18 protein-coding genes and 1 pseudogene are annotated in these 21816 nt (G+C 64.0%); 14 read left to right on the top strand and 5 right to left on the bottom strand.

Translation table 11 applies throughout. From position 1 onward, the window contains the following. The first annotated feature begins 1041 nt into the window (after positions 1-1041). The 5 genes from ACNQQL_RS20380 to ACNQQL_RS20400 all read left to right on the top strand — a co-directional run bounded on the left by ACNQQL_RS20380 (position 1042) and on the right by ACNQQL_RS20400 (position 6483). Positions 1042-1650, top strand: a complete 609-nt coding sequence (locus ACNQQL_RS20380) for a fimbrial protein (RefSeq protein WP_347065260.1) — start codon at positions 1042-1044, stop codon at positions 1648-1650. A gap of 54 nt (positions 1651-1704) precedes the next feature. Then, on the top strand, positions 1705-2421 hold the full coding sequence (locus tag ACNQQL_RS20385; protein WP_347065261.1) for a molecular chaperone: 717 nt from the start codon (positions 1705-1707) through the stop codon (positions 2419-2421). A gap of 122 nt (positions 2422-2543) precedes the next feature. Further along, positions 2544-5051: a fimbria/pilus outer membrane usher protein gene (locus ACNQQL_RS20390; RefSeq protein WP_347065262.1), complete on the top strand. Its 2508-nt coding sequence runs from the start codon at positions 2544-2546 to the stop codon at positions 5049-5051. A 72-nt stretch (positions 5052-5123) separates the two neighbouring features. Beyond that, complete coding sequence (locus ACNQQL_RS20395; protein WP_347065263.1) at positions 5124-6113, top strand: fimbrial protein; 990 nt, start codon at positions 5124-5126, stop codon at positions 6111-6113. Between the two features lie 205 nt (positions 6114-6318). Continuing rightward, positions 6319-6483: a hypothetical protein gene (locus tag ACNQQL_RS20400; RefSeq protein ID WP_347065264.1), complete on the top strand. Its 165-nt coding sequence runs from the start codon at positions 6319-6321 to the stop codon at positions 6481-6483. A 202-nt stretch (positions 6484-6685) separates the two neighbouring features. Here the strand turns inward: ACNQQL_RS20400 and ACNQQL_RS20405 are convergent, their stop codons facing one another. Continuing rightward, positions 6686-7018 carry a DUF2322 family protein gene (locus tag ACNQQL_RS20405; RefSeq protein WP_347065265.1) on the bottom strand — a complete coding sequence of 111 codons (333 nt, stop codon included), beginning with the start codon at positions 7016-7018 and terminating at the stop codon, positions 6686-6688. Between the two features lie 155 nt (positions 7019-7173). Next, positions 7174-7875: a flavin reductase family protein gene (locus tag ACNQQL_RS20410; protein ID WP_347065266.1), complete on the bottom strand. Its 702-nt coding sequence runs from the start codon at positions 7873-7875 to the stop codon at positions 7174-7176. Positions 7876-8185: 310 nt separating this feature from the next. Between ACNQQL_RS20410 and ACNQQL_RS20415 the strand changes: the two genes are divergently transcribed. Continuing rightward, a complete protein-coding gene (locus ACNQQL_RS20415; RefSeq protein ID WP_347065340.1) occupies positions 8186-8512 on the top strand; it encodes a thioredoxin family protein in 327 nt (108 codons plus the stop codon). Positions 8513-8522: 10 nt separating this feature from the next. Continuing rightward, on the top strand, positions 8523-8942 hold the full coding sequence (locus ACNQQL_RS20420) for a secondary thiamine-phosphate synthase enzyme YjbQ (protein WP_213265607.1): 420 nt from the start codon (positions 8523-8525) through the stop codon (positions 8940-8942). A gap of 75 nt (positions 8943-9017) precedes the next feature. Here ACNQQL_RS20420 and atsR read toward each other — a convergent pair whose 3' ends face one another. Genes atsR through ACNQQL_RS20435 form a run of 3 tightly spaced genes read right to left on the bottom strand, consistent with a single transcriptional unit; the run spans position 9018 to position 12249 of the window. Then, positions 9018-10829 carry a hybrid sensor histidine kinase/response regulator AtsR gene (atsR, locus tag ACNQQL_RS20425; protein WP_347065267.1) on the bottom strand — a complete coding sequence of 604 codons (1812 nt, stop codon included), beginning with the start codon at positions 10827-10829 and terminating at the stop codon, positions 9018-9020. A gap of 1 nt (position 10830) precedes the next feature. Continuing rightward, positions 10831-11334 carry a molybdopterin-dependent oxidoreductase gene (locus ACNQQL_RS20430; protein WP_347065268.1) on the bottom strand — a complete coding sequence of 168 codons (504 nt, stop codon included), beginning with the start codon at positions 11332-11334 and terminating at the stop codon, positions 10831-10833. 42 nt (positions 11335-11376) lie between these two features. After that, positions 11377-12249: a helix-turn-helix domain-containing protein gene (locus ACNQQL_RS20435; RefSeq protein ID WP_347065269.1), complete on the bottom strand. Its 873-nt coding sequence runs from the start codon at positions 12247-12249 to the stop codon at positions 11377-11379. Positions 12250-12641: 392 nt separating this feature from the next. On the opposite strand from ACNQQL_RS20435, the pseudogene ACNQQL_RS20440 reads away from it, so the two are divergent. From ACNQQL_RS20440 to wecC, 7 genes and pseudogenes are all read left to right on the top strand, one after another. Then, positions 12642-12740, top strand: a pseudogene (locus ACNQQL_RS20440) (sel1 repeat family protein); the annotation flags it as partial. A 1165-nt stretch (positions 12741-13905) separates the two neighbouring features. Next, entirely contained in the window at positions 13906-15312 is a 1407-nt protein-coding gene (locus ACNQQL_RS20445) for an undecaprenyl-phosphate glucose phosphotransferase (protein ID WP_347065270.1), read from the top strand. An 86-nt stretch (positions 15313-15398) separates the two neighbouring features. After that, positions 15399-16583, top strand: coding sequence for a polysaccharide biosynthesis/export family protein (locus ACNQQL_RS20450; protein ID WP_347065271.1), 1185 nt, complete (start codon positions 15399-15401; stop codon positions 16581-16583). Then, the gene (locus ACNQQL_RS20455) at positions 16580-17071 is read left to right on the top strand and encodes a low molecular weight protein-tyrosine-phosphatase (RefSeq protein ID WP_347065272.1); all 492 of its coding nucleotides are present in this window, start codon (positions 16580-16582) and stop codon (positions 17069-17071) included. Before ACNQQL_RS20450 ends, ACNQQL_RS20455 begins: the two co-directional genes overlap by 4 nt. Before the next feature lie 7 nt (positions 17072-17078). Further along, positions 17079-19328, top strand: a complete 2250-nt coding sequence (locus ACNQQL_RS20460; RefSeq protein WP_347065273.1) for a polysaccharide biosynthesis tyrosine autokinase — start codon at positions 17079-17081, stop codon at positions 19326-19328. Positions 19329-19347: 19 nt separating this feature from the next. Continuing rightward, positions 19348-20526, top strand: coding sequence for a non-hydrolyzing UDP-N-acetylglucosamine 2-epimerase (gene wecB, locus ACNQQL_RS20465; RefSeq protein ID WP_347065274.1), 1179 nt, complete (start codon positions 19348-19350; stop codon positions 20524-20526). Between the two features lie 28 nt (positions 20527-20554). Beyond that, positions 20555-21799, top strand: a complete 1245-nt coding sequence (gene wecC, locus ACNQQL_RS20470; protein WP_347065275.1) for a UDP-N-acetyl-D-mannosamine dehydrogenase — start codon at positions 20555-20557, stop codon at positions 21797-21799. Positions 21800-21816 lie beyond the last annotated feature (17 nt).

Here is a 21816-nt window from a genome sequence, read left to right on the forward strand (position 1 = left end):
GCGGTCCAGCTTCGACGATCCGTCGCCAACTCAGCAGCCAATCGCATACGAAATCCTTTTGCGCAGCGACCTCGTGATCAAGACGAGGCGTTTTTCAACAGCCTGCTAGGGTCTTCAGGGGGGCGAATTACGCGAACATTCGTGTAGTGCGGCTCCCGGGAGCCGTTGCATGGCCGTTTGGTCGGGTTGTTTTGACGCGCGCCCCGTTTCGCAGTCGCCGTTGTCCCCTTCCTGCAGCGATTCTTCAAACTTTCCATTGTCGTCCGACGTGTCTTGAGGCGCAGCTTGAAACCCGTCAGCTGCCTGCGTATTCCCGTTCCCCTCCTGAGCGCGATACGCACCAATGCGATTCAAACGAAAACATCAATGGGGCATTGAGGCAATACTCCTTCACGGGATCCAGTCTCTCGGTTCATTCGCGGGTTGAATTCGACGGCCTCGCTGGATGGCTCAATGAGCGTCCGTGAAAGACCCTGAGCGTTGATACACCAGCGGCGAGATTCCAAAGATCAGTTGCATCACCCGGTTGATTCCGCCCCGATATCCGCCTTGCAGGCGGAGAGGTAATTGAAATCCCGAAAACAAGATCCCGAACAAGGGAGTAGATGTGGTCCGCACTATACGCGCCTATGTGATCCACGCGACGCGGTGCAGCCGGAGTGTCGCGCATTTTTTCAAATGTATTTGACGATTGATGGCTTGAATCCGTGGAATGCAGGAATTCGTACTTGTCCCAGACGCCCGCCTGATAGTTATAGGACTTGTCCTATTTGATGGGTGGAGGGTGGTTGATAACATTATCACACAGGTCGAGTCCTAATAAAAAGCTCGATTTAAGTTTGAAATGGCATCTTGAGTTGTCGGGGTAATGTGACTGCGGATTCGCGAATCTTCGAACCTCGGTCGAAGTGTCGATCAAATATTTTTCTCGAAATTATTGGAGGGTAAAGGCTGATAAATTTAAGGGAAATTGGTTGTGAAAATAGTATTTTTTGAGATGTCATTTTTGACAAATGTGACTGAAAAGTTATTTATTGGATATTGGGTGAACTGGAAATGAAAAAAATCACGATGATGATGTCGGCTGCTGGTCTCGTATTCGCGGCGATGAACGCTGCTCATGCTGCGGATGGCACGATCAACTTCACGGGTGAAATCGTAGCTGCGTCGTGCAGCATCGCGGGCGGTAACGGGACGTCCGTGACCGGCGGCAAGGGCGAGCAGTCGATCGACGTCAAGATGGGCAAAGTCAGTGTGGACGCACTGGACAACACCGCCGGCGGCGGCATCGCGGCCGGTACGGCGATCAACCTCAACCTCGACTGCGGTGCAACCGGCAAGGGCCTGAACACGGTCAAGGTGCGCTTCGACCCGGCCAGCGGCTCGGGCGTGGACGGCACCAACAACAAACTGCTGAAGACCACCGGCACGGCCAAGGGCGTGGGCATCGGCATCTACAACACCGCAGGCACGCTGCTGAACCTGAACGCCAACGAGACGTTCGACGCACCGCTGGTCCAAGGCGGCACGGCCGAAGCACCGACCTACACGGCCAACCTGGGGCTTCGCGCTGGCTACGTAAAGGCCGGCGCCGCCGTCGAGGCCGGTACTGCCAACGGCACGCTGCCGTTCACGCTGACCTACGAGTAATCAACCTCAGGGCGGGGAGTCGTTCCCCGCCCATTCATCTGCATTCCTTTCAATATGAAACGATTCCACTTTGCCGGGCTGGCCCTGGCCAGCTCGTTGCTGTTGTCTTCAGGCGTCTCGCTCGCCGGCATCACGCTCGACGGAACGCGCGTCGTGTTGGCCGCGCCGAGCAAAGAGGCGTCGGTGATGGTCCGGAACCGCGCGCCGGCTGACGTAATGATTCAGACGTGGATGGATGCGAGCGACGGGAAGTCGGACGTGCCGTTCGCGATCACACCGGCGCTGAACCGCCTGGGCGGGGAGAAGCAGCAGACGCTGCGGATCCTCTACTACGGCCAGGGTCTGCCCGCCGATCGCGAGTCGGTGTTCTGGCTCAACGTGCAGGAGATCCCGCAGAAAGCGAAGGGCGACAACACGCTGCAGATTGCCGTGCGTCAGCGCATCAAGTTCTTCTACCGGCCCACCGGCTTGTCCGGAAAGGTCGAGGAAGCGCCCGCGCAACTGCGCTGGAGACTCGTTCAGCGCGACGGTCGCGCGCAACTCGAAGTGAGCAATCCGTCGGCTTACTTCGTGTCGCTGGCTTCGGTCAAGGTGCGAAGCGGCGGTCGGGACTATGCCGCGGAGGCCGAGATGGTGCCGCCGTCCTCGACTCGCCTGTTTGCCGTCAAGGATCTGCCCGCCGGCGCTGCTTCAGCGGGAATAAAGGTCCACTTCGAGTCGATCAACGACTACGGCGCTGTCGAGCCGCATGACGGCACCACCACCGGTTGACGTAACCGGTTCGACACATCGTATTCCTCTTCATCTTCGTTATCCCTCGGGGCATCGCCGCGGGGAGGGTGTGTTCGTGCATGCGATTCCGCTCGGGAGGTGAATCAACTTAGAGAAAAGGTATGGAGAACTTCACAAAGGAACGGGATGTCTGGACGGCCGCGCAGATCGGCATGCCGTGCCTTGCGTTGCTTGGCCTGATGTTGCCGGCGCACGGGCACGCGGTGGAGTTCAACGAGTCCTTCCTGCGCAAGGGTGAAGGGCCGGTCGAGCTGAGCTATTTCGAGAAGGGCAGTTCGGTCCTGCCCGGCAGCTATGACGTCGATATCTACCTGAATCACACGCTGGTCAAGCGTCAGGATGTGGCGTTTCGTGCCGATGCCGAAGGTACCGTCAAGCCGGCGATGACCGTCGGGCTGTTGCGCACCGCCGGCGTCAACGTCGCGCGGCTCGAGAAGGACGGGCGCATCGCCGCCGGTGCGGACGACGCGACGATCGTCGACCTCCCCACTGTGGCGGACGGCGCTTCGGTGGAGTTCGAGTCCAATACGCTGTCGCTGAACATCAGTTTCCCACAACTGTATGTGTCGCAAACCTCGCGCGGCTACGTGGATCAGTCGCTGTGGGACGATGGTGTCCCCGCCTTGTACAGCGACTATCAGGTCAGCTACAGCCGCAACGATAGCCATGGCCAAAGCAACGAATATTACTTCGTTGGCTTGCGCAATGGCTTCAATGCCGGAGGCTGGCGTTTCCGCAACGAATCCACGCTTACCGGCACCACGGGTGCGGGCAGCCGCTTTAGCAGCAACCGCAGCTACGTGGAGCGCGACATCCGGCGCTTGCGCAGCAAGGTGGCGGCCGGCGAGCTGTATACGTCGGGCGACATCTTCGACAGCGTGCGCTTCGTCGGCGCGCAGATCGGCACCGATCTCGGTATGCTGCCCGACAGTGAAGTCGGCTTCGCGCCGGTCGTGCGCGGGATTGCCGAGAGCAATGCGGTGGTGGAAGTGCGGCAGAACGGCTACGTGATCTATTCGACACCGGTGCCGCCCGGTGCGTTCGAGATCACCGACATCTATCCGAGCGGCTCGAACGGCGATCTCGAGATCAGGATCACCGAGGCCGACGGACGCGTGCGCCGGTTCACCCAGCCGTACTCGTACCTGCCGGTGATGGTTCGGCGCGGCAGCCTGCGGTACGCATTCGCTGCCGGTCAATATCGCGTCCAAGGCGAGTCGAGCCCGAAGTTCACGCAGGGCACGCTGGTGTACGGCGTGTCCGACAACTTCACCGGCTACGGCGGCATTATCGCGGCGGACAACTACGTGGCGGCCGCCCTCGGCATCGGCGTGAACACGCGTATCGGCGGCATGTCGCTGGACGTCACGGCGAGCCGGTCGCGCACGTCGGCTGGTACCCGGCAAGGGCAGAGCTTGCGGTTCCTGTATTCGAAGACGCTGTATCCGACCAACACCACGTTCACGATGGTCGGCTACCGTTATTCGACGGACGGCTACCGTACGCTGAGCCAGCATGTCGAGGACACAGGTCGTTCGTACGGTCCGCGCGTCGCGCGTCAGAAAAGCCGCCTGGACGTGAGCGTCAACCAGCCGCTCGGAAGCGGCTCGATGTTCGCCGGCGTAGGCGACACGACCTACTGGAACGGCGAAGGACGCAGCCGGCGCCTGCAGGTCGGCTACAGCAACAGCTACAAGAACATCAGTTACAGCTTGTCGGCGTCGCACATCCAGGAGTCTGGGCCGTTCGGGCGCCCGGACACGCAGTTCAGCGTGTCCGTGAGCATTCCGCTGGGCAAGGCGTCGAGTTCGCATCGCCTGTCCGCGAACGCGGTGTCGTCGACCCGCGGCGACTTCAACGTGCAGACCGGCGTGTCGGGTTACGTGAACGACAGCAACACGGTCAACTACGGCGTGCAGGCCGGCTACAGTCGCGACGGCGGCGGCTCGGGCGGCGTCAGCGCGGGCTGGGATACGCCGAACGCGAAGCTGACCGGCAACTTCACGCAGGATCGCTCGGGCCGGCATTTCGACGCGGGCGCATCGGGTTCCGTCGTCGTGCATGGCGGCGGTGTCACGCTCGGCCAGCCGGTGGGCGAGACGTTCGCGGTGGTCCAGGTGCCGAAGGTGCGCGACGTGACGTTCGGTGGAGCATCGACGGTGCGTACCGACCGGCGCGGCTACGCGATCGTGCCGTATCTGCAGCCGTATCGTCAGAACTGGCTGAACGTCGATCCGTCGAGTATCGGCTCGCATACGGAGATCGCCGACAACGCGAAGATGGTGGTGCCCACGCGCGGGGCGATCGTGAAGACCCGCTTCGAAGCGGAGTCGGGGCGGCGCGTGCAGTTCGAGCTGAGCCAGGACGAAGGCGGCAAGGTGCCGTTCGGCGCGCAGGCGTACGACGCGAAGGGCAAGCTGCTCGGCATGGTGGACAACCAGTCGCGTCTGCTGGTGTTCGGCATCGAGGACAAGGGCAGCATCGACGTGCAGTGGGGTAACAACAGCTGCAAGGTGTCCTACCAATTGCCGACGCTGAACAAGGAACTGGCGTACGAGCGTCAAGCGGCGATGTGCATGCGCACGGGCACGGTGGTCGGCGCCCAGTGACAGGCGTCCGGAAAGTCTTCCCGTGACTGTTTGCCAAAGCGCGGGCACCGACGGTGATCGAGGAAAAGGAAAATGAAATTCATACAAATTTTGATTCTGGTTTTATTGTCAAATTATTCTCACGCATCTTGCACGATTAAAAGAAGTGACGGTGTCATGGTGCCGTCACTTATCGTTACTCTTCCGAAATTCAGTCCGCCTCCGTTCGATCCGAATATCGCGGATGGAACGGTGATTTTCTCGTCGTCTGGGGCAGCTAGCGGATTGGGTGGAATGCTGAATTGCACTTCGGCGATTGGTGACGTTATCTATGTCGGAACGACAGATTCCGCTCCCGGAAAATTCAACACGTATTCCACACCAGTTGCCGGAGTGGGAGTTCGTATAAGAGGGGGTATCAATGCGAGTCAATGGTGGCCCCAATGGGATACTATCACCGGCACGTCGAGTAATTACAATGCGGGGTCCGAGATTACGATCGAGTTCGTGAAAATTGGCGATGTTACGGCGCCGGGTGTTCTGAGCGGCGAAATTGGAATGACTTTTGCATTAAATCATGGAACGAAAATCCGTTCAGTCGTGACGAATGGCGCGATAAACATTCGTCCACAAGTGCCGACCTGTAATCTGTTGACGCCGAACATCGCAGTCGATCTGGAGAAAGTATCGGTGGGCGAGCTGAAAAGCGTCGGCGCAACGTCATTGCCCAAGCCCATGGAGGTGCGTCTCAAGTGCTCCGGCGGGAATCCAGGCACGTCGACAAGAATGTTCATGACGCTGACGGACTCGGCCAATTCAGGTAATCGGTCCGATACGCTCTCTCTCGCGTCCGGTTCGACCGCCAAAGGTGTCGGCATTCAGATATTGCGTGGTTCGGACAACACGCTGGTGAGTTACGGCCCGGACTCCGCTCAGGCAGGAAATCCCAATCAATGGGCGGTTGGAAGCTTCGGCAATGGCGACGTGACTATTCCTTTCAGAGCCCGTTATGTGCGAACGTCCGCTACCGTGATTCCCGGCAAGGCGAATGGTGTTGCCACGTTCACCATGAGCTATCAGTGAGATTCATTCTGGATTTCGGATCGATGACGCGTACGGAGATTGCCGACAACGCGGAGCCGGCGATGTCCACGCGCGGGACCCTTGTCAAGACTAGATTCGAGGTCTAGTCGGGCCGGCGCATGCAGTTTGAGATGAACCGGGACGCAGGCGGCAACGTGCCGTCCGGCGCGCAGGCGGACGATGCGAAGGCTCGCGGCTGGACATAGTGAACAACCAATCGCGCCTGCTCGTGTTCGGCATCGACGACCAGCGCGGCATCGATGTGCGGTGGGGCGACAAGCAATACTCGATCGGCCATGCGATGAAACCGCAGAACAGGGCGCTAGCGTATGAGCATCAGGCGGTGAACTGCATGTCAGTCGGTACATGATCGGCGTCGAATGATCGATGGAGGGAAATGGTCTTTCGACATCGACGTGCCAGGCGGAAGGCACTCCGAAGTGGCCTTCGCCATCAAGCAGAATGCACGGGAATTGATCTGGAAGATCGATGATTCGCATGCGTTGGTACCCGTCGACGAGATGCATGAGCGTGCCGCGCATCGAGGTGCGGCACCATGTCCCGCCTGTCGCTCAACCCTTCGCGACGACGTCGATGCGCAGCGCGTCGCCGCCGGCCGCGATCGCGAGCAGGCGATCGACGTTCGGGTGCGCGCCGGGGCGGTTGCGTGCGTCGGCGGTGTGCTCCGCGAACATGGCGAGGCCATGCTCGGCAGCCTTCGCGTCGAGCACGCCGAATGCCTGCTTCAGGTAGTGGTAGACCGCGAGCGAACCCTGTTTGCCGGGCTGGTTTTCGATGCTGGCGACCACGTCGCCGTTCGCGCCGACGAGATCGATGCGCGCGATGCCGTCGATGGCCGGCAATTGCGCGAGGTTGTCCTTGAATACTGGGGTAGCGTGAATCACTGAAAACACTCCGTCGGTTCGGTCATGGGCCAATGAGCGTGGCCGGCCGTATTTTATCCGATCGGATTCGGCGCAACGGCCGGCGCGGTCGAGTCGGTCGCGCGCTACGCGAGCGCCGCGAACTGCGCGGCGCTGCCCGCCAGCATCGCGTTTCATTACTGCCCGGCGCCAGCCGGCACGCCCGCTTCCCGCGAGCGCTCGATGTCCGGGCTGCGATACGCGCGCTCGGGAATCTCGGCGAGCCGCGACGCATGCACCTGCCGAGGCCCCAGGCCATGGAATCTCTGGAAGCTCATGATCAGCGGCGACCATTTGTCCGGATCGATGCGGTCTTGATGGCCATCCATCAGCAGGTCCGGATGCACGTGCACGCGCTGGATGCGCAGCTCGAACAGTGTGATTTTCCCGCGCAGGTCGGGCGTTTCATCGGAGAGGCCATGCGTGGCCGCGACGACCGCTTCCAGATGTACCGGGCATTCGAGCGCGCGAGGCGGCGACACGGTGTGCGATGCCGCCTCGATGAGCCCCGCCGCCCCGAACTTGTCGGGTTCGTACACGTAGCCTCTCACGCGCTTCGATTCGGGCACCGGATGCGTGCCCGTCGTCCGTGCGATCCGGTCGACCGCGTGCGCCTGCGCGGACGACGGCAGGTTCAGCACGCATTCGCCGGTGCGCGTCAGGTTGCGGGTGGTCTGCGAGCTGGCGGCGATGCCGATCACGCCGCGCCAGCCGAGCCAGAACGCGGACGAGATTGGCGCGAGATTTGCTGTGCCGTCCGGGTTCAGCGTGCTGACCAGCACGACGGGCGTGCCGAAATAGAGGATGTTCGGTTCGGTGACGCGATGCGGAGCGTTCATGGTCGGAGCCTTCGCTTCGTTGAGGGATCGGTTCGAATGCTGATCCTGTCGTGGCCGTGCGGCGCTCCGATTCTTGTCGTGTCATCCGGCGATCGGCGCGATGCGGCGACGCACGAAAATTGCTCGCGGAGCAGCGCTTGCAACGTGCGGCAACGGCGCGAGCATGCGGCGCGAGCATGCGGCGCGCAAACGGCCATCAGCGCATCGGCACCGCGCCTGCTTTTCCGCTACAGTAAGAAATCGCAGGCCGCGTGCCGCCGCGCCTCGCGCGCCGCGCGGCCACAATCCGGAATTGCACATGAGGGCCCCGATGGACACGCCGCAACGCTATACCGCCAATGCACCGACGCGCGAGGAAGTCGATGCACTCGCCGGTTCGACCGTCATCGAATTCGGCACCAACTGGTGCGGCATCTGCGCGGGTGCGCAGCCCGCGATCGTCGAATCGTTCGCCGCGCATCCCGCCGTGCGCCACCTGAAGATCGAGGACGGTCCGGGCCGCCCGCTCGGCCGCTCGTTCCACGTCAAGCTGTGGCCGACGCTGGTGTTCCTGCGCGACGGCGTCGAGGTCGCGCGCGTCGTGCGGCCCGCCGATGCGAAGCAGATCGAAGCCGACGGCTTCGCCGCGCTGGCCTGACGTTACGATCATGCAACAAGCCATCACGCATGTCGCCGTCGACGCGCGCGGCAGCGGCCTCGTCGAATTCACGCCGCAGGTGCGCGCGTTCGTCGATCAGCAGTCGATCCGCACGGGCCTGCTCACCGTGTTCTGTCGCCATACGTCGGCTTCGCTGCTGATCCAGGAGAACGCGGATCCGTCGGTGCGGCGCGATCTCGAACGCTACTTCGCGACGCTCGCGCCCGAGGACGAAAGCCGCTACGAGCACGACACCGAAGGCCCCGACGACATGCCGGCGCATCTGCGCACGGCGCTCACGCAGGTGCAGCTGTCGATTCCGGTCGAGCACGGGCGCATGGTGCTCGGCACCTGGCAGGGGATCTACCTGTTCGAGCATCGTCGCGCGGCACACCGGCGCGACATCGTGCTGCATCTGATCGGCGAATAAACGGGAGCGTGAGCGGGAGCGCGTGAGGCAGCGCCGGCGCGCGATGCCGTGCGCGTTTGCACGCGGCGCACCGCTTCAGGCGAGCAGCTTCTCGACCAGGGCGCCGAGTTCGCGCAGGTGGATGGGCTTCGGCAGGAATTCGTCGAACACCTGCTTGTTCTCGTGCAGCGCGGCCGATTCATACGCGCTGACGCCGACGATCGCCGGATGCCGGCCTTCGTCGTCCGGCTGCGCGACGGCGCGAATGCGCCGCGCGACCTCGAAGCCGCTCAGGTCCGGCAGTTCGAGATCGAGCACGACGATGTCGTAGCGGCCCGCGCCGAAGCGCGCGACGCCTTCGTGGCCGGTGGCGCACAGATCGGCGTCGATGCCGAGTGCCGACAGCATCGCGCCCAGTGTTTCGCGTGCGTTGTCGTTGTCGTCGACGACCAGCGCGCGCCGGTCGCGATGCGCGGCGGCCGCCGGCCACGCGGGCGCTTCGCCGGCGGCCTCGATGAAGTCGGGCACTTCGACGGGCAGCGTCACGACGAATTCGCTGCCTTCGCCGACCACGCTGCGCACGTCCACATGCCCGCGCAGCGTCGTGACGATTTCGCGCACGACGGCGAGCCCCATGCCGATCCCGTCCACATGCAGCCCGACCGCGTCGTTCGCGCGATAGAACGGCTCGAAGATCTTAGACAGATGCTGTTTCGCGATGCCGGTGCCCGTGTCGCGCACGACGATCGTCAGTTGCTTGCCGGCCGGCGCGTCGGCGAGCGCGATCGATACGTTGATCGACCCACCGAGCGTGTACTTGACGGAATTCTCGACCAGGTTCGACAGCACCTGCCGCAACAGCTTGCGGTCCGAGCGGATCGACAGATCGTGCGGCTGGACCTGCTGCGCGACCGCGATCCGTCTGGTCGCGATCTTCTCGCGCAGCGGCTCGATGACTTCGGCGAGCAGCGATGCCATGCCGACCGTTTCCAGTTCGGCGAGGCGCTTGGTCGAGCGCAGCTTGATGTAGTCGGTCAGGTCCTTGACGAGCGCTTCGAGCGACAGCGCGGAATTCTGCAGCCGCCGGATCGTCTTCAGGTTGGCGTCGGATTGCGGGCGCGCGAGCAGGATCTCGATCGACCCGCAGATCGCCTGCAGCGGCGTGCGCAACTCGTGGCTGACCATCCCGAGGAACGCGTTCTTCGCCTCGATCATCTCGAACGCGCGATCCGACGCCTTGCGCTCCGCGTCGAGCGCCGCGTCCTGTCGTTCGAGCAGGTCGTCGCGCGTGCGCATCGTATAGAACAGCAGCAGAAACAGCGCGCACAGGATCACGCCGAGCACGATGCCGAGGATCAGGATCGCGCGCTGCTTTTCCTTCAGTTGATGGAACGTGAAATCGCGCTGCGCCATCTCGATCGCGCGGAAGTAGTTCGCGAGGCCGTTGACCTTCGGCCAGTACGCATTGACCTCGTCGATCACCTGCCGCGCGTTCTTCGGCGCACCGCGCAGCAACGGCACGTCGTGCTTCAGGCGCGTCATGAATTCGCCGAGCGCGTCGATCTCGTTGCGCGCGCGCGGGATGCGCAGCCAGTATTGGGATACTTCGGACGGTCGTTGCAGAAACCCGAACGATACCGACAGGCTGTCGAGCTGCATTTGCACGCGATCGAAATCGTCGTCCTCGTGCGTCGCGTAGAGGATCAGTTGCCGGTCGAACCGCGTATAGACGTTCCGGTATTGCGCGGCCGTCCAGAACACGCCTTCGCGCGGCCCTTCGAGCACGCCCTCGTTGACCGAGGTTGCGAGGAGGTCCCACAGCAGGAACGCCCACGCGGCGAATCCCGCGATCCACAGCGACCCGAGGATCAGAATGATTTTTCTGTTTTTCCGTCGCGGCCGCGTCATTTCACTTCACGGTCAGGCCGATGATCTGCCATGCGAACTTGGCTTCGCCGAGCGGCGTCTTCAGCTCGTCGGGATACTGGTCGCGCGGATACATGATCCACAGCGGGCCGTAGTTGTCGTTGCCGAGCACCTTGCCGTTCATCGTTCGCGCGAGGATCACGCCGTATTTGTCCGCATCGGACACCGGAATCGTGAACGTGTATTCGTCGATGCAGTGGAATTCGATCTGCGTGCCGTGCGCGCCGACGGTCTTCAGCACGTCGGACAGGCGCGGGCCGGTGAAGGTCGCCTTCGGCGTCCAGCTCGTCGACGTGACGATCGTATGCTGCGGCAGCGCCATCAGCGCCTGCTCGGAAAACACGTAGGCCGTCTTGCCCTGCTGGTTGCTCTTGTCGATCTTGCCGTCGACGGTGAACGTAAACGACGAAGCCGCCCATGTCGCGGCGGCCATGCCGAGCAGGCAGGCCGTCAGCAGGCTCTTGGTCCAGATGGTCGAAATTCGCATGTCTTTCCCTCGGTCGTGCGGTGGTGGGTTGTCGATCCGGCCTCAGCTCGCGGTGGCCACGGCGGGCAGCGCGATCTTCAGTTCGCGGGCCACTTCGGCGAACAGGATCGGCAGGCGCACCGGCTTTTCCTCGCAGCGCGCGTTGTAGTGCGACACGATGTGCGCGATTTCGTCCTCGCTGGCTTCCCCGGTCGAGATCTTGCCGGTCAGCAGGAAGATCGGCGCGCCGCTGTTCTCGCTCGAACGGATGCCGCGCACGAGATCGGCGGCCGTCTGGTCGCCGAGCATCCAGTCGAGGATGTAGCCGTCGAAATCCTCGACCTCCAGCGCCTTGCGGAACGTGGCGCCGTCGAAGTACGGGATCGCGTTCACGCCTTTTTCGATGAAATATTCACATACCGTTTCGGCGACGTCCCGCGAATCGTCGACCACGGCGATGCGTGCCGCGTACACGTTCGGCTGGCTCGAGCGTAGCTCGACGACATCGACCGGATACGTGCGCCCTTCGCGCGCGTGCTGGCGCTCGGTGACGATCCATTCGCCTTGCCACTGCAACGCGACGAAATCCGTTTCGATCTGGCTGCTGGCCTTCGTCGAGATGGCGGCCCGGCAGCGAAAGCGCCGCGACTCGATCACGAGCGTCGCGTCGACCATCTCGGCGGCGGCCGGCTGCGCGCCCTTGTCGTCGAGCAGGATCGCGGGCGGCACGCCGAAGTGCGTCGCGATGTCCTGCAACTGCGACAGGTTCCATGGGATCAGGCCTTTCATCTTGCGCGTGACGACCGAGAAACTGAGGCCCAGCACATTCGCGATCGTCGTGTTGTGACTTCGCGGCGGAATGCCGTTCCGGTTCAGGAGGTCGCGCACCTTGTTGGCGGTGATGAGGTCGACGTTGGCCTGCTCGCTGTTGGACATCTCGACGGGGTCTCCAGAGGGTTTGGGCGACGAAGAGCATATCAAAAGTGACGCGTCACGCAAACTTTGAAAACGCGAAGGACCTTGACATGCCATTTTTCTCCATTATTATTGCTCACCACGTCACTATTGTTTGCCGCGTCATGTTTGAGGATCGATGCCGGCGACAGCCGATATAGCGAAAAGCGGCGGCATGAAGTAGTGACGGAACGATTCAAAGAGAGAACCTGAGAGAGCCTTGGGCAGCGTGTCGGCGTTGGCGGATTGTATCCGCCGCGCCGCGCGCGACCGGGTTGCGAGCCGAGCTCGCGGGGGTGAAAAGCTCGAAGAATTGCTGCGCAAATATAACTTGAGGAAGGTGCCACGGGTACCGCCGTTTACTTGCACCGGGGCTGCTGTTGCTGTTGGCCGTGTGCGCACAGGATCCGTCCGTGACCGGCAATACGGTGCGGACCTGCGACGACACCGGTTGTTCCGATCGTCCTGAAGATCCGGCCGGAAGCAACGGGGGCGGCAGCGGGGAGACCACCATCGCGCCACGCCGGGGGGTTATCGAAGTTCGCACGGACGCATAAGCCGAACAACGACTCTATCGATCGATAACGACATGAAGACCCACCTTTCCCGTCGTCTCACTCAAGGTGCGCTGGCCGCGGCGCTTTGCGCGTCCGTCGCGGCAGCGTCGCACGAGTCATTCACAGCCGAATGACCTGCGCTCGCTGAATCGAGTGCCTCAGGTGCGCCACGTCATCCGTGGCGCATCTTTTGCCGCCGGCTTGCCGGCGGTATTTCGTTTACGCCCGGGTTGTGCCCCTCAAGCGATCTCGCGGCAAATTTCGATCACGTTCAAAGCGGACTTTCCTGTTCTCGCACGCGAAGCGAACGCTGACGCTGCCGTGACGGCTGCGCACGAGCGGTGGCGTGACAAGCGCACGGCACACGCTCGCCTTTTTGCTGCAGTCGAGATCCTCGAATTCGCCGCCGAGCCGGCACGTCATGTCGGAACAGGCGACGCCGATGCGCGTCGATACCGAGTCGACTGTCACCTGAGACGACGCGCGTAGGTAGCGCTGGCATACGTTGCTCGCCAGGACGCGCGGCGAAAACCCGCCGCTCATGCGCAACGGCGCATTGACGCTGCCTCTTGTCGCAATGCCGGTGCACGTGGCAGTCGTCGGTCATCGTGTTTGCGGGATGGCGGTGCTTCCACACCGGCTTGCGAAGTGAACCGGCACACATCACGCGGCTTGCTTGGTCACTTGACATCAATAGACACGCCTTGTAGGCAGGGGCGTCATTGGCAAATAGTACAAGAAACATACCTATGCCAATTAGTTTAGGACATGACCGATTTAAAACGACAGATCGTAATGGCAGTATCAAGTCTCACACCGTCTCGATAAGCGATGGGCCCGCGGTAAGCGGAGGGCGTCGGTCTCGTTGGAGTTGTTAGGCCACGTCAGCCAGGTTCGAAATTTAACGATCCGTGACGTTTGATTAAAGGTCCATTTCAATCGATTCAGATTCGCATTGCTAAACAACACATGAAATCGATCGTCGGTCCGGGAGTCGATCCGTGTCGGCGTGGCGTGCATTGCGTGTAGATGCGCCGCCGTTCCGTCGCCAATCGATCGCGATAGATGATCGCCCAGGGTTATGCCTTCGTTCAACCAAACTAGATACACCCCCGCCGTTCGCGGAACAGCTTCACGGTCCTGGTTGCTGGATGCCGTATTGCTTGTCGTCACCGCATGGGCAGCGAGAAGCTGGCTGGGCGGCTCGTCGTCTGCCGGATCGGATGCCGTGCTGATCGCCGTTTCGATCGTGTGCGCGCTGGTCCTGTTTCCGTTGGTCGGTCTGTACGGCAATCCCGAGCGTCGCCTGTCGTGGCGTTGCGTGTGGCTCGCGCCGGCCTGTCTGGCCGTTGCGTTGTGCGTCGGCGCGATTTCCGTCATGGCGCACGACCGGCAATTCCCGGTCGCGCTCGACTGGCTAGCCGGCTGGTTCGCGCTGTCGGCGGTCGCGCTTGTCGTGTCGCAGGCCGCGCGGTGGTGTCTCGGCGTTTTCGCGGCGGCGCGGCGTGCCCGGCGCAAACCGGTTGCGCTCGTCGGGCATCGCGAACGTTGCCGCGCGCTCGTTGGGCGCGATGCGCGGGAAACCGCGCGGTCGTTCCAGATAGCCGCGATCTTCGACATGTCCGGTTCGTCGCCGATCGGGCCGGAAGAACCGGCCGTGCATCGTGATCTGGACGAATTCGTCGAGTACGTGCGTCGCGCACACGTCGGGGAGATCTGGATCGTGCTGCCGCTGTCGGAGGCCGATCGCGTCGGCGAGATCGTCCACGCGTTCGCCGAGGATCTGGTCGACATCCGCTTCATGCCTGACCTCACCGGCATGACGCCGCTTCATCCGAACGGGGCGATTCGTGGTCATGCGCTCGATCTCGTCTCGTCGCCGCTGTCCGCGCGGGCGCTGGCGGGCAAGGCGATGTTCGACCGCGTGTTCGCGAGCCTGGCGTTGATCGGAATCGCACCGCTGATGGCCGTCGTTGCGCTGGCGGTGAAGTTGTCGTCGCCGGGGCCGGTGCTGTTCCGGCAGCAACGCAGGGGTGCTTACGGGCGCATCTTCACGATCTACAAGTTCCGGACGATGCGCGTGCCCGACACGCGCGAGCCGGGCGAAGTCCGGCAGGCGACGCAAGGCGACCCGCGCGTCACGCGTGTCGGTGCGCTGCTGCGGCGCACGAGCCTCGACGAACTGCCGCAGTTCTTCAACGTGCTGAAGGGCGACATGTCGGTGGTCGGGCCGCGCCCGCATGCGGTGGAGCACGACCGCTTCTACCGGCATCTCGTCGACGGCTATATCCAGCGCTACCGGATCAAGCCGGGCATCACCGGCTGGGCCCAGGTCAACGGGCATCGCGGCGAGACGGATCGCGTCGAGAAGATGCAGAAGCGGGTCGAACACGATCTTTATTACTTGAACAACTGGTCGTTTGCGATGGACATGCGGATCGTGGCCGCGACCGTCCTGTATGGATTCACGCATCGCAATGCCTATTGAATGACGCGTCGATGCACACGCTCTGGACAACGGAAATGGAAACAGGAAAACGGCCCGGGTCACGGGCGCAACGCTTGCGATCGGCAATGACGGTCTTGCCCGTCGTGCTGCTGTCCGCTTGCACGATCGAGCCGGGCATGCATATGAACCTCGCGCACGATGCGGCGCGGGATGGCGGGATCGCGACGCAGGCATACGAAGGCGGCTTGGCGGTGTCGATGCATCGCATCGTCGCGGCATCGCCCGGCCAGCCGCGAAACGTACCCGCTTCGCGTGAAGCGGCGGCGTCGGTACCGATCGGGCCGATCGACGGCGAGTTGATCGCGGCCCAGCGGCGCGAGGCGCGCACACAGGATGAACGCACGCGCGCGGCGCTCTTTGCGGTGCCGGCGCCATACGCGATCGACGCGGGCGACGTGCTGCAGATCACCGTGTGGGATCACCCCGAACTGGCCGCGGCGCAGGGCAACCCGGGCACGCAACAGGTGCGCCCTGCCGATCCGCCGGCGGGCTTCGTCGTCGATCAGGCCGGCAACCTGACTTTTCCGTACGTGGGCGAACTGCATGTCGCCGGCATGAGCACGAGCGAGATTCAGTCCGCGCTTCGCGCACGGCTGTCGAAATGGTTCGTCGCGCCGCAGTTGACGGTGCGCGTCGCGTCGTATCGCGCGAATCGTGTCTACATCGACGGCGAAGTTCGTGCGCCGGGCGCGCACCCGCTCAACGACACGCCGATGACGTTGCTCGAAGCCGTCACGCGCGCGGGCGGCTTCACGGCCGACGCCGATCAGAGCCGCATGACGCTCGTGCGCGACGGTGCCGCCTATCCGGTCGACCTGCCGGGCCTGATTCGCGAGCGCGTCGATCCGTCGCGCATCGTGCTGCGCAACGGCGACCTGCTGCAGGTCGGCGCGCGCGACCAGTTCGGCGTGTACGTGATGGGCGAAGTCAACAAGCCGACGACGGCGCTGCCGCTGCGTAACGGCCGGCTCACGCTGGCCGACGCGCTGTCGCAGGCCGGCAGCGTGAACCAGGGTACGGCCGATCCGAAGCAAACCTACGTGATTCGCGCCGGCGCGGACCGGCAGGCGCAGGTGTTTCATCTGGATGGCAGCTCGCCGGTGTCGATGGTGCTCGCCAATGAGTTCGAGCTGCAGCCGCGCGATGTCGTGTACGTCGACAGCACGAAGCTTGCGCGCTTCGGCCGCGTGCTCGCGCAACTGCTTCCGGCCATCAACGCGGGCCTGACGGCCGCGATCGTCACGAAATGATGAAACGGATCCTGGTGGTGTGTACCGGCAATGTATGCCGCAGTCCGGCCGCGCAGGCGCTGTTGTCGCGTGCGCTGCCCGGTCGCACGGTGGAGTCGGCCGGCGTCGCGGCGATCGGCGGGACGCCGGTCGACCCGGTGATGAATGCACTGTTGATCGAGCGCGGCTTCGACGTGTCGGCGCATCGGGCTCGACGCTTCGATGACCTGGCCTGCCGGTGGGCCGACCTGATCCTGGTGATGGAGGTCGCGCATCGCCACCTGATCGAGCGGACTTGCCCGATGACGCGCGGCCGTGTGTATCGCCTCGCCGAGCGCTACCAGACCGACGTTCCGGATCCGTACCGCCGAAGCCGCTACGTCTACGACTACGCGATGAAGCTGATCGAGCACGGCGTGGCCGATTGGGCCGCGCGGATCGCCACCTTCGAATCGAACCCGCAGCCGCATCCGGATACCGGCGCGGATGCGCCGGAACACTTGCAGTGAGCCTCAAATGAACGCATCGAACCCACGTCAACCTCATTTACACGACGCCGACGAACTCGACGTGCGCGGCATCCTCGACGTGCTGATCCGGCACGCAGGCCGCATCGTCGCGGTCACGGCTGCGTGTGCCGCGCTTGGAGCCGGCTATGCCTTCGTCGTGAAGCCGGTCTACAAGGCAGACATTGCCGTGCAGGTGGAAAGCGGCGGCTCGGACCTGCGCAGCATGGCGGAGGGCGGGCTCGTCGGCGGCCTCGGCGCGCTGTTCGACGTGAAGTCGACCGACGACGGCGAGATGGAAATCCTGCGCTCGCGGCTCGTGACCGAACCGGTCGTCGACGGTCAGCGCCTGCACATCGAAGCGCATCCGCGCCGCGTGCCCGTGATCGGCTCCGCCGTCGCGCGCTTCAATCGCAGGCTGTCGACGCCCGGCTTGTTCGGGATCGGCGGGTTCGTCTGGGGCAACGAGCGCATCGATGTTCCGGCATTCGATGTGCCGCGCGACTTCCAGCAACATGCGTTCATCGTCACGTCGCTGGGCGACGGGCGCTATCGCCTGTCCGGCAGCGATCTCGATCGCGATGTGGAAGGCGCGATCGGCGAACCGCTGCACGTGAAGACGGCCGCCGGAGACGTGACGCTGCAGGTGGCCGGCATCGAAGCCGAAGTGGGCGCGCAGTTCGTCGTGAAGGCGGATTCGAGGCAGGTCGTGCTCGCCGAACTGCAGAAGAAACTGACGATAGCGAACCGCGGCAAGGATCAGTCCGGCGTGATCGGCGTGTCGTACGAAAGCCATGATCCGGTGCGCGCGGCTGCCGTGCTGAACGCGATCGCCGACAACTACGTGCGGCAGAACGCAAGCCGCAAGGCTGCCACCGCCGAGAAGTCGCTGGCGTTCCTGAGCGACCAGGTCCCGACCGTTGAGCGTCAGTTGCGTGCGGCCGAAGATCGCCTCAATGAATACCAGGCCCGCCATGAAATCGTGGACCTGACCGAGCAGGCGAAGGCGATGCTGACGCAATCGACCGCCGCGCAGATGTCGCTGTTCGAGCTCGAACAGAAGCGGCGGGCGTTGGCGTCGACGCTGACGCCGGCTCACCCGGAGCTCGCGGCGGTCGACCGGCAGATCGCCGCCGCCAACGCGCAGGTCGGGACGATCAACGACACGATCCGGCGCTTGCCCGATGCGCAGCAGAACGTCGTACGCCTGCGCCGCGATGTGACCGTGCAAACGGAGATCTATGTCGGCTTGCTGAACAGCGTCCAGCAGCTTCGCCTGGCGACCGCGAGCAAGATCGGCAACGTGCGCGTGATCGATCGCGCGATCGTGCCTGACAAGCCCGTGCGGCCAAGGCCGGCGCTGGTCACGGTGATGGGCGCCCTGATGGGGCTCGTGCTCGGCACGTGCGCCGTCATCGGCCGCGCGGTGCTGTTCGGCGGCGTGACCGATCCCGCGGAGATCGAGCGCGACACGAACCTGAACGTGATGGCGACGATTCCGCACAGCGTTGCGCAACACCGGATCGCGCAGCGTGACGCTGCGGCAGGCGGGGCGACGGTCCTGGCGCTGGCGCGACCGAACGAACCCGCGGTCGAGGCGCTGCGAAGCCTGTGCACGGCGCTGCGATTCCAGTTGATGGACCAGCCCGACGGCAACCGTGTGCTGATCACGGGACCGTCCGCGGGTGTCGGGAAATCGTTCGTGTCGGCCAACGTGGCCGCGCTGCTCGGACAGTCGAACAAGCGTGTGCTGCTGATCGACGGCGACCTGCGTCGCGGCGAGCTGGCCAAGCGCTTCGGCATGCGGCCGGAGATCGGCCTGTCGACCGTCCTTCGCGGCGGCGCGACCGCCGCCGACGCCATCGTGCGCGACGTCGCGCCGAACGTCGACCTGTTGCCGGCCGGCCCGTATGCCGATCGGCCCGTCGAACTGCTGTCTTCCGATCGTCTGTCGGCGTTGCTGATGCACGTCGCACGCGATTACGACGTCGTGCTGCTCGACGCGCCGCCGTTGTTGCCGGTGACTGACGCCGTCGTCCTGGCCGCGCAGGCGGACACGATCCTGCTCGCGGCACGTGCCGGCGTGACGACCTCGGGCGAACTGCTCGAAGCGGCGAAGCGGATCGAACGCGCCGGCGCACGCGCGACCGCGGTCGTGTTCAACGGCTTCCGGCCGGGGCTGCGCTCCGCCCGGTACGGCAACTACGGCGCGTACGGGTATGACAACGCCGATTCGCAAACCGCGGCGGATCGCACGTGATTCGCCGACGGAGATTCCAATGACCCATCACCACGAAAACATCCTCGTCACGTTCGGCACCCGTCCGGAAGCCATCAAGATGGCGCCGCTCGTCCACGCGCTGCGGGCCCGCGAAGGCGTGCGCTGCGGCGTCTGCGTGACGGCCCAGCATCGCGAGATGCTCGACCAGGTGCTCGACCTGTTCGGCATCGTGCCGGATTTCGATCTCGACCTGATGCGCGCCGGGCAGACGCTCGGCAGCCTGACCGGGCACATCCTCAATGCGCTCGACCCGGTGCTGGAATCGTTCCGGCCCGATCTCGTGCTGGTGCACGGCGATACGACCACGACGCTCGGCGCGACGCTTGCGGCGTACTACCGACGCATTCCGGTCGGTCACGTGGAAGCCGGGTTGCGCACCGGCAACCTGTATTCACCGTGGCCGGAAGAGGCGAACCGGAAGGTGACGGGCGCGCTCGCGCTGCATCACTTCGCGCCCACCGAAACCTCACGGGCGAACCTGCTGGCCGAAGGCGTCGAAGCCGCTCGCGTGCACGTGACCGGCAACACCGTGATCGATGCATTGCTGACGATCACCGAGCGCCTCAAGCACGACCGGGCGCTGGTGCGGCAGATGCGCGAGCGGTTTCCGTTCGTCGACGACGAGCGGCGCATGATCCTCGTCACCGGCCATCGCCGCGAGAACTTCGGCCACGGGTTCGAGCAGATCTGCGAAGCGATCGCGATCATCGCGAAGCGCTATCCGGAGTGCCGCATCGTCTACCCGATGCACCTGAATCCGAACGTGCGCGAACCCGTCACGCGGCTGCTCGGCGACATCGGCAACGTCGTGCTGATCGAGCCGCAGGAGTACTTGCCGTTCGTGTACCTGATGAGCCGTGCGTGGCTGATCCTGACCGACTCCGGCGGGATCCAGGAAGAGGCGCCGTCGCTCGGCAAGCCGGTGCTCGTGATGCGCGACACCACCGAGCGGCCGGAAGCCGTCGCGGCCGGCACGGTGAGGCTGGTCGGCACCGAAGTCGAGCGGCTGGTCGGCGCGGTGGTCGAGCTGTGGGACGACGGCGCTGCCTATCGCGCGATGAGCCGCGCGCACAACCCGTACGGCGACGGCCGTGCAAGCGAGCGGATTGCGGATCTGCTGGTCTCGCCGCCGATCCTGACGCAGGGGCCGGCATACCTGGCCGGCTCGCCCTGCTGAATCCCCCGACGTCTGGAGAACCTCATTCATGTCATTCGAAACCATTTCCGTCATCGGGCTGGGCTATATCGGCCTGCCCACCGCGGCGGCCTTTGCCGCGCGCCGTAAAAGCGTGGTCGGCGTCGACGTGTCGCAGCATGCGGTCGACACGATCAATCGCGGCGAGATCCATATCGTCGAACCCGAACTGGACATGCTCGTGCATGCCGCCGTGACGCAAGGCTACCTGCGCGCGACGGCAACGCCCGAGCCGGCCGATGCGTTCCTGATCGCGGTGCCGACACCGTTTGCCGATGGCAACAAGCCGGACCTGACCTATATCGAGGCCGCATGCCGGTCGATCGCGCCGGTGCTGAAGAAGGGCGACCTGGTGGTGCTGGAGTCGACTTCGCCGGTCGGCGCGACCGAAAAAATTGCGGCGTGGCTCGCGGCGCACCGCCCGGACCTGAGCTTTCCGCAACAGGCCGGCGAGCGCTCGGACATCCGTATCGCGCATTGCCCCGAGCGCGTGCTGCCGGGCCATGTCGTGCGCGAACTCGTGGAGAACGACCGCGTGATCGGCGGCATGACGCGCAAATGCGGCACGCGTGCGCAGGAGCTGTACGAGGTGTTCGTGCGCGGCGAGTGCATCCTGACCGATGCGCGCACTGCCGAAATGTGCAAGCTGACCGAGAACGCGTTTCGCGACGTGAACATCGCGTTCGCGAACGAACTGTCGGTGATTTGCGACCAGCTGGACATCAACGTATGGGAACTGATCCGGCTGGCGAACCGCCATCCGCGCGTCAGCGTGCTGCAGCCTGGGCCGGGCGTGGGCGGTCATTGCATCGCGGTCGATCCGTGGTTCATCGTCGATTCCGCGCCGGAGCACGCGCGTTTGATCCGCACCGCGCGCAACGTGAACGACGACAAGCCGCATTTCGTCTACGAGCGTGTGCGGCAGGCGGCGAGCCGGTTCCGCGAGCCGGTGATCGCGTGTCTCGGGCTTGCGTTCAAGGCGGATATCGACGATCTGCGCGAGAGCCCGGCGATGGAGATCGTCGAAGCGCTGGCGGCGAACGCCGGCGCGACGCTGCTGGTCGTCGAACCCAACATCGCCGCGTTGCCGGCAGCGTTGGAAGCAACGACCCGGCTGTGCGATCTGAACATAGCGCTGGCCGAAGCCGACGTGATCGTGATCCTCGTCGATCACGCCCCGTTCCGTCGCATGGACCCAGTGCGGCTGCAGACCAAGGTCGTGATCGACACGCGCGGCGTGCTGGCGCGCGGGTAACGGACGGGCGCACAAAA

This window comes from Burkholderia sp. LFS061, from assembly GCF_047978125.1.
GTDB classification, from domain to species: Bacteria; Pseudomonadota; Gammaproteobacteria; order Burkholderiales; family Burkholderiaceae; genus Burkholderia; species Burkholderia pyrrocinia_C.

What these genes read in the sequence shown, in the direction of transcription:
- ACNQQL_RS20385 (WP_347065261.1), top strand. Translation starts at nt 1,705, where the DNA reads ATGAAACGATTCCACTTTGCCGGGCTGGCCCTGGCCAGCTCGTTGCTG.
- ACNQQL_RS20390 (WP_347065262.1), top strand. Translation starts at nt 2,544, where the DNA reads ATGGAGAACTTCACAAAGGAACGGGATGTCTGGACGGCCGCGCAGATC.
- ACNQQL_RS20395 (WP_347065263.1), top strand. Translation starts at nt 5,124, where the DNA reads ATGAAATTCATACAAATTTTGATTCTGGTTTTATTGTCAAATTATTCT.
- ACNQQL_RS20410 (WP_347065266.1), bottom strand. Translation starts at nt 7,875, where the DNA reads ATGAACGCTCCGCATCGCGTCACCGAACCGAACATCCTCTATTTCGGC.
- ACNQQL_RS20415 (WP_347065340.1), top strand. Translation starts at nt 8,186, where the DNA reads ATGGACACGCCGCAACGCTATACCGCCAATGCACCGACGCGCGAGGAA.
- ACNQQL_RS20420 (WP_213265607.1), top strand. Translation starts at nt 8,523, where the DNA reads ATGCAACAAGCCATCACGCATGTCGCCGTCGACGCGCGCGGCAGCGGC.
- atsR (WP_347065267.1), bottom strand. Translation starts at nt 10,829, where the DNA reads ATGACGCGGCCGCGACGGAAAAACAGAAAAATCATTCTGATCCTCGGG.
- ACNQQL_RS20430 (WP_347065268.1), bottom strand. Translation starts at nt 11,334, where the DNA reads ATGCGAATTTCGACCATCTGGACCAAGAGCCTGCTGACGGCCTGCCTG.
- ACNQQL_RS20435 (WP_347065269.1), bottom strand. Translation starts at nt 12,249, where the DNA reads ATGTCCAACAGCGAGCAGGCCAACGTCGACCTCATCACCGCCAACAAG.
- ACNQQL_RS20445 (WP_347065270.1), top strand. Translation starts at nt 13,906, where the DNA reads ATGCCTTCGTTCAACCAAACTAGATACACCCCCGCCGTTCGCGGAACA.
- ACNQQL_RS20450 (WP_347065271.1), top strand. Translation starts at nt 15,399, where the DNA reads ATGACGGTCTTGCCCGTCGTGCTGCTGTCCGCTTGCACGATCGAGCCG.
- ACNQQL_RS20455 (WP_347065272.1), top strand. Translation starts at nt 16,580, where the DNA reads ATGATGAAACGGATCCTGGTGGTGTGTACCGGCAATGTATGCCGCAGT.
- ACNQQL_RS20460 (WP_347065273.1), top strand. Translation starts at nt 17,079, where the DNA reads ATGAACGCATCGAACCCACGTCAACCTCATTTACACGACGCCGACGAA.
- wecB (WP_347065274.1), top strand. Translation starts at nt 19,348, where the DNA reads ATGACCCATCACCACGAAAACATCCTCGTCACGTTCGGCACCCGTCCG.
- wecC (WP_347065275.1), top strand. Translation starts at nt 20,555, where the DNA reads ATGTCATTCGAAACCATTTCCGTCATCGGGCTGGGCTATATCGGCCTG.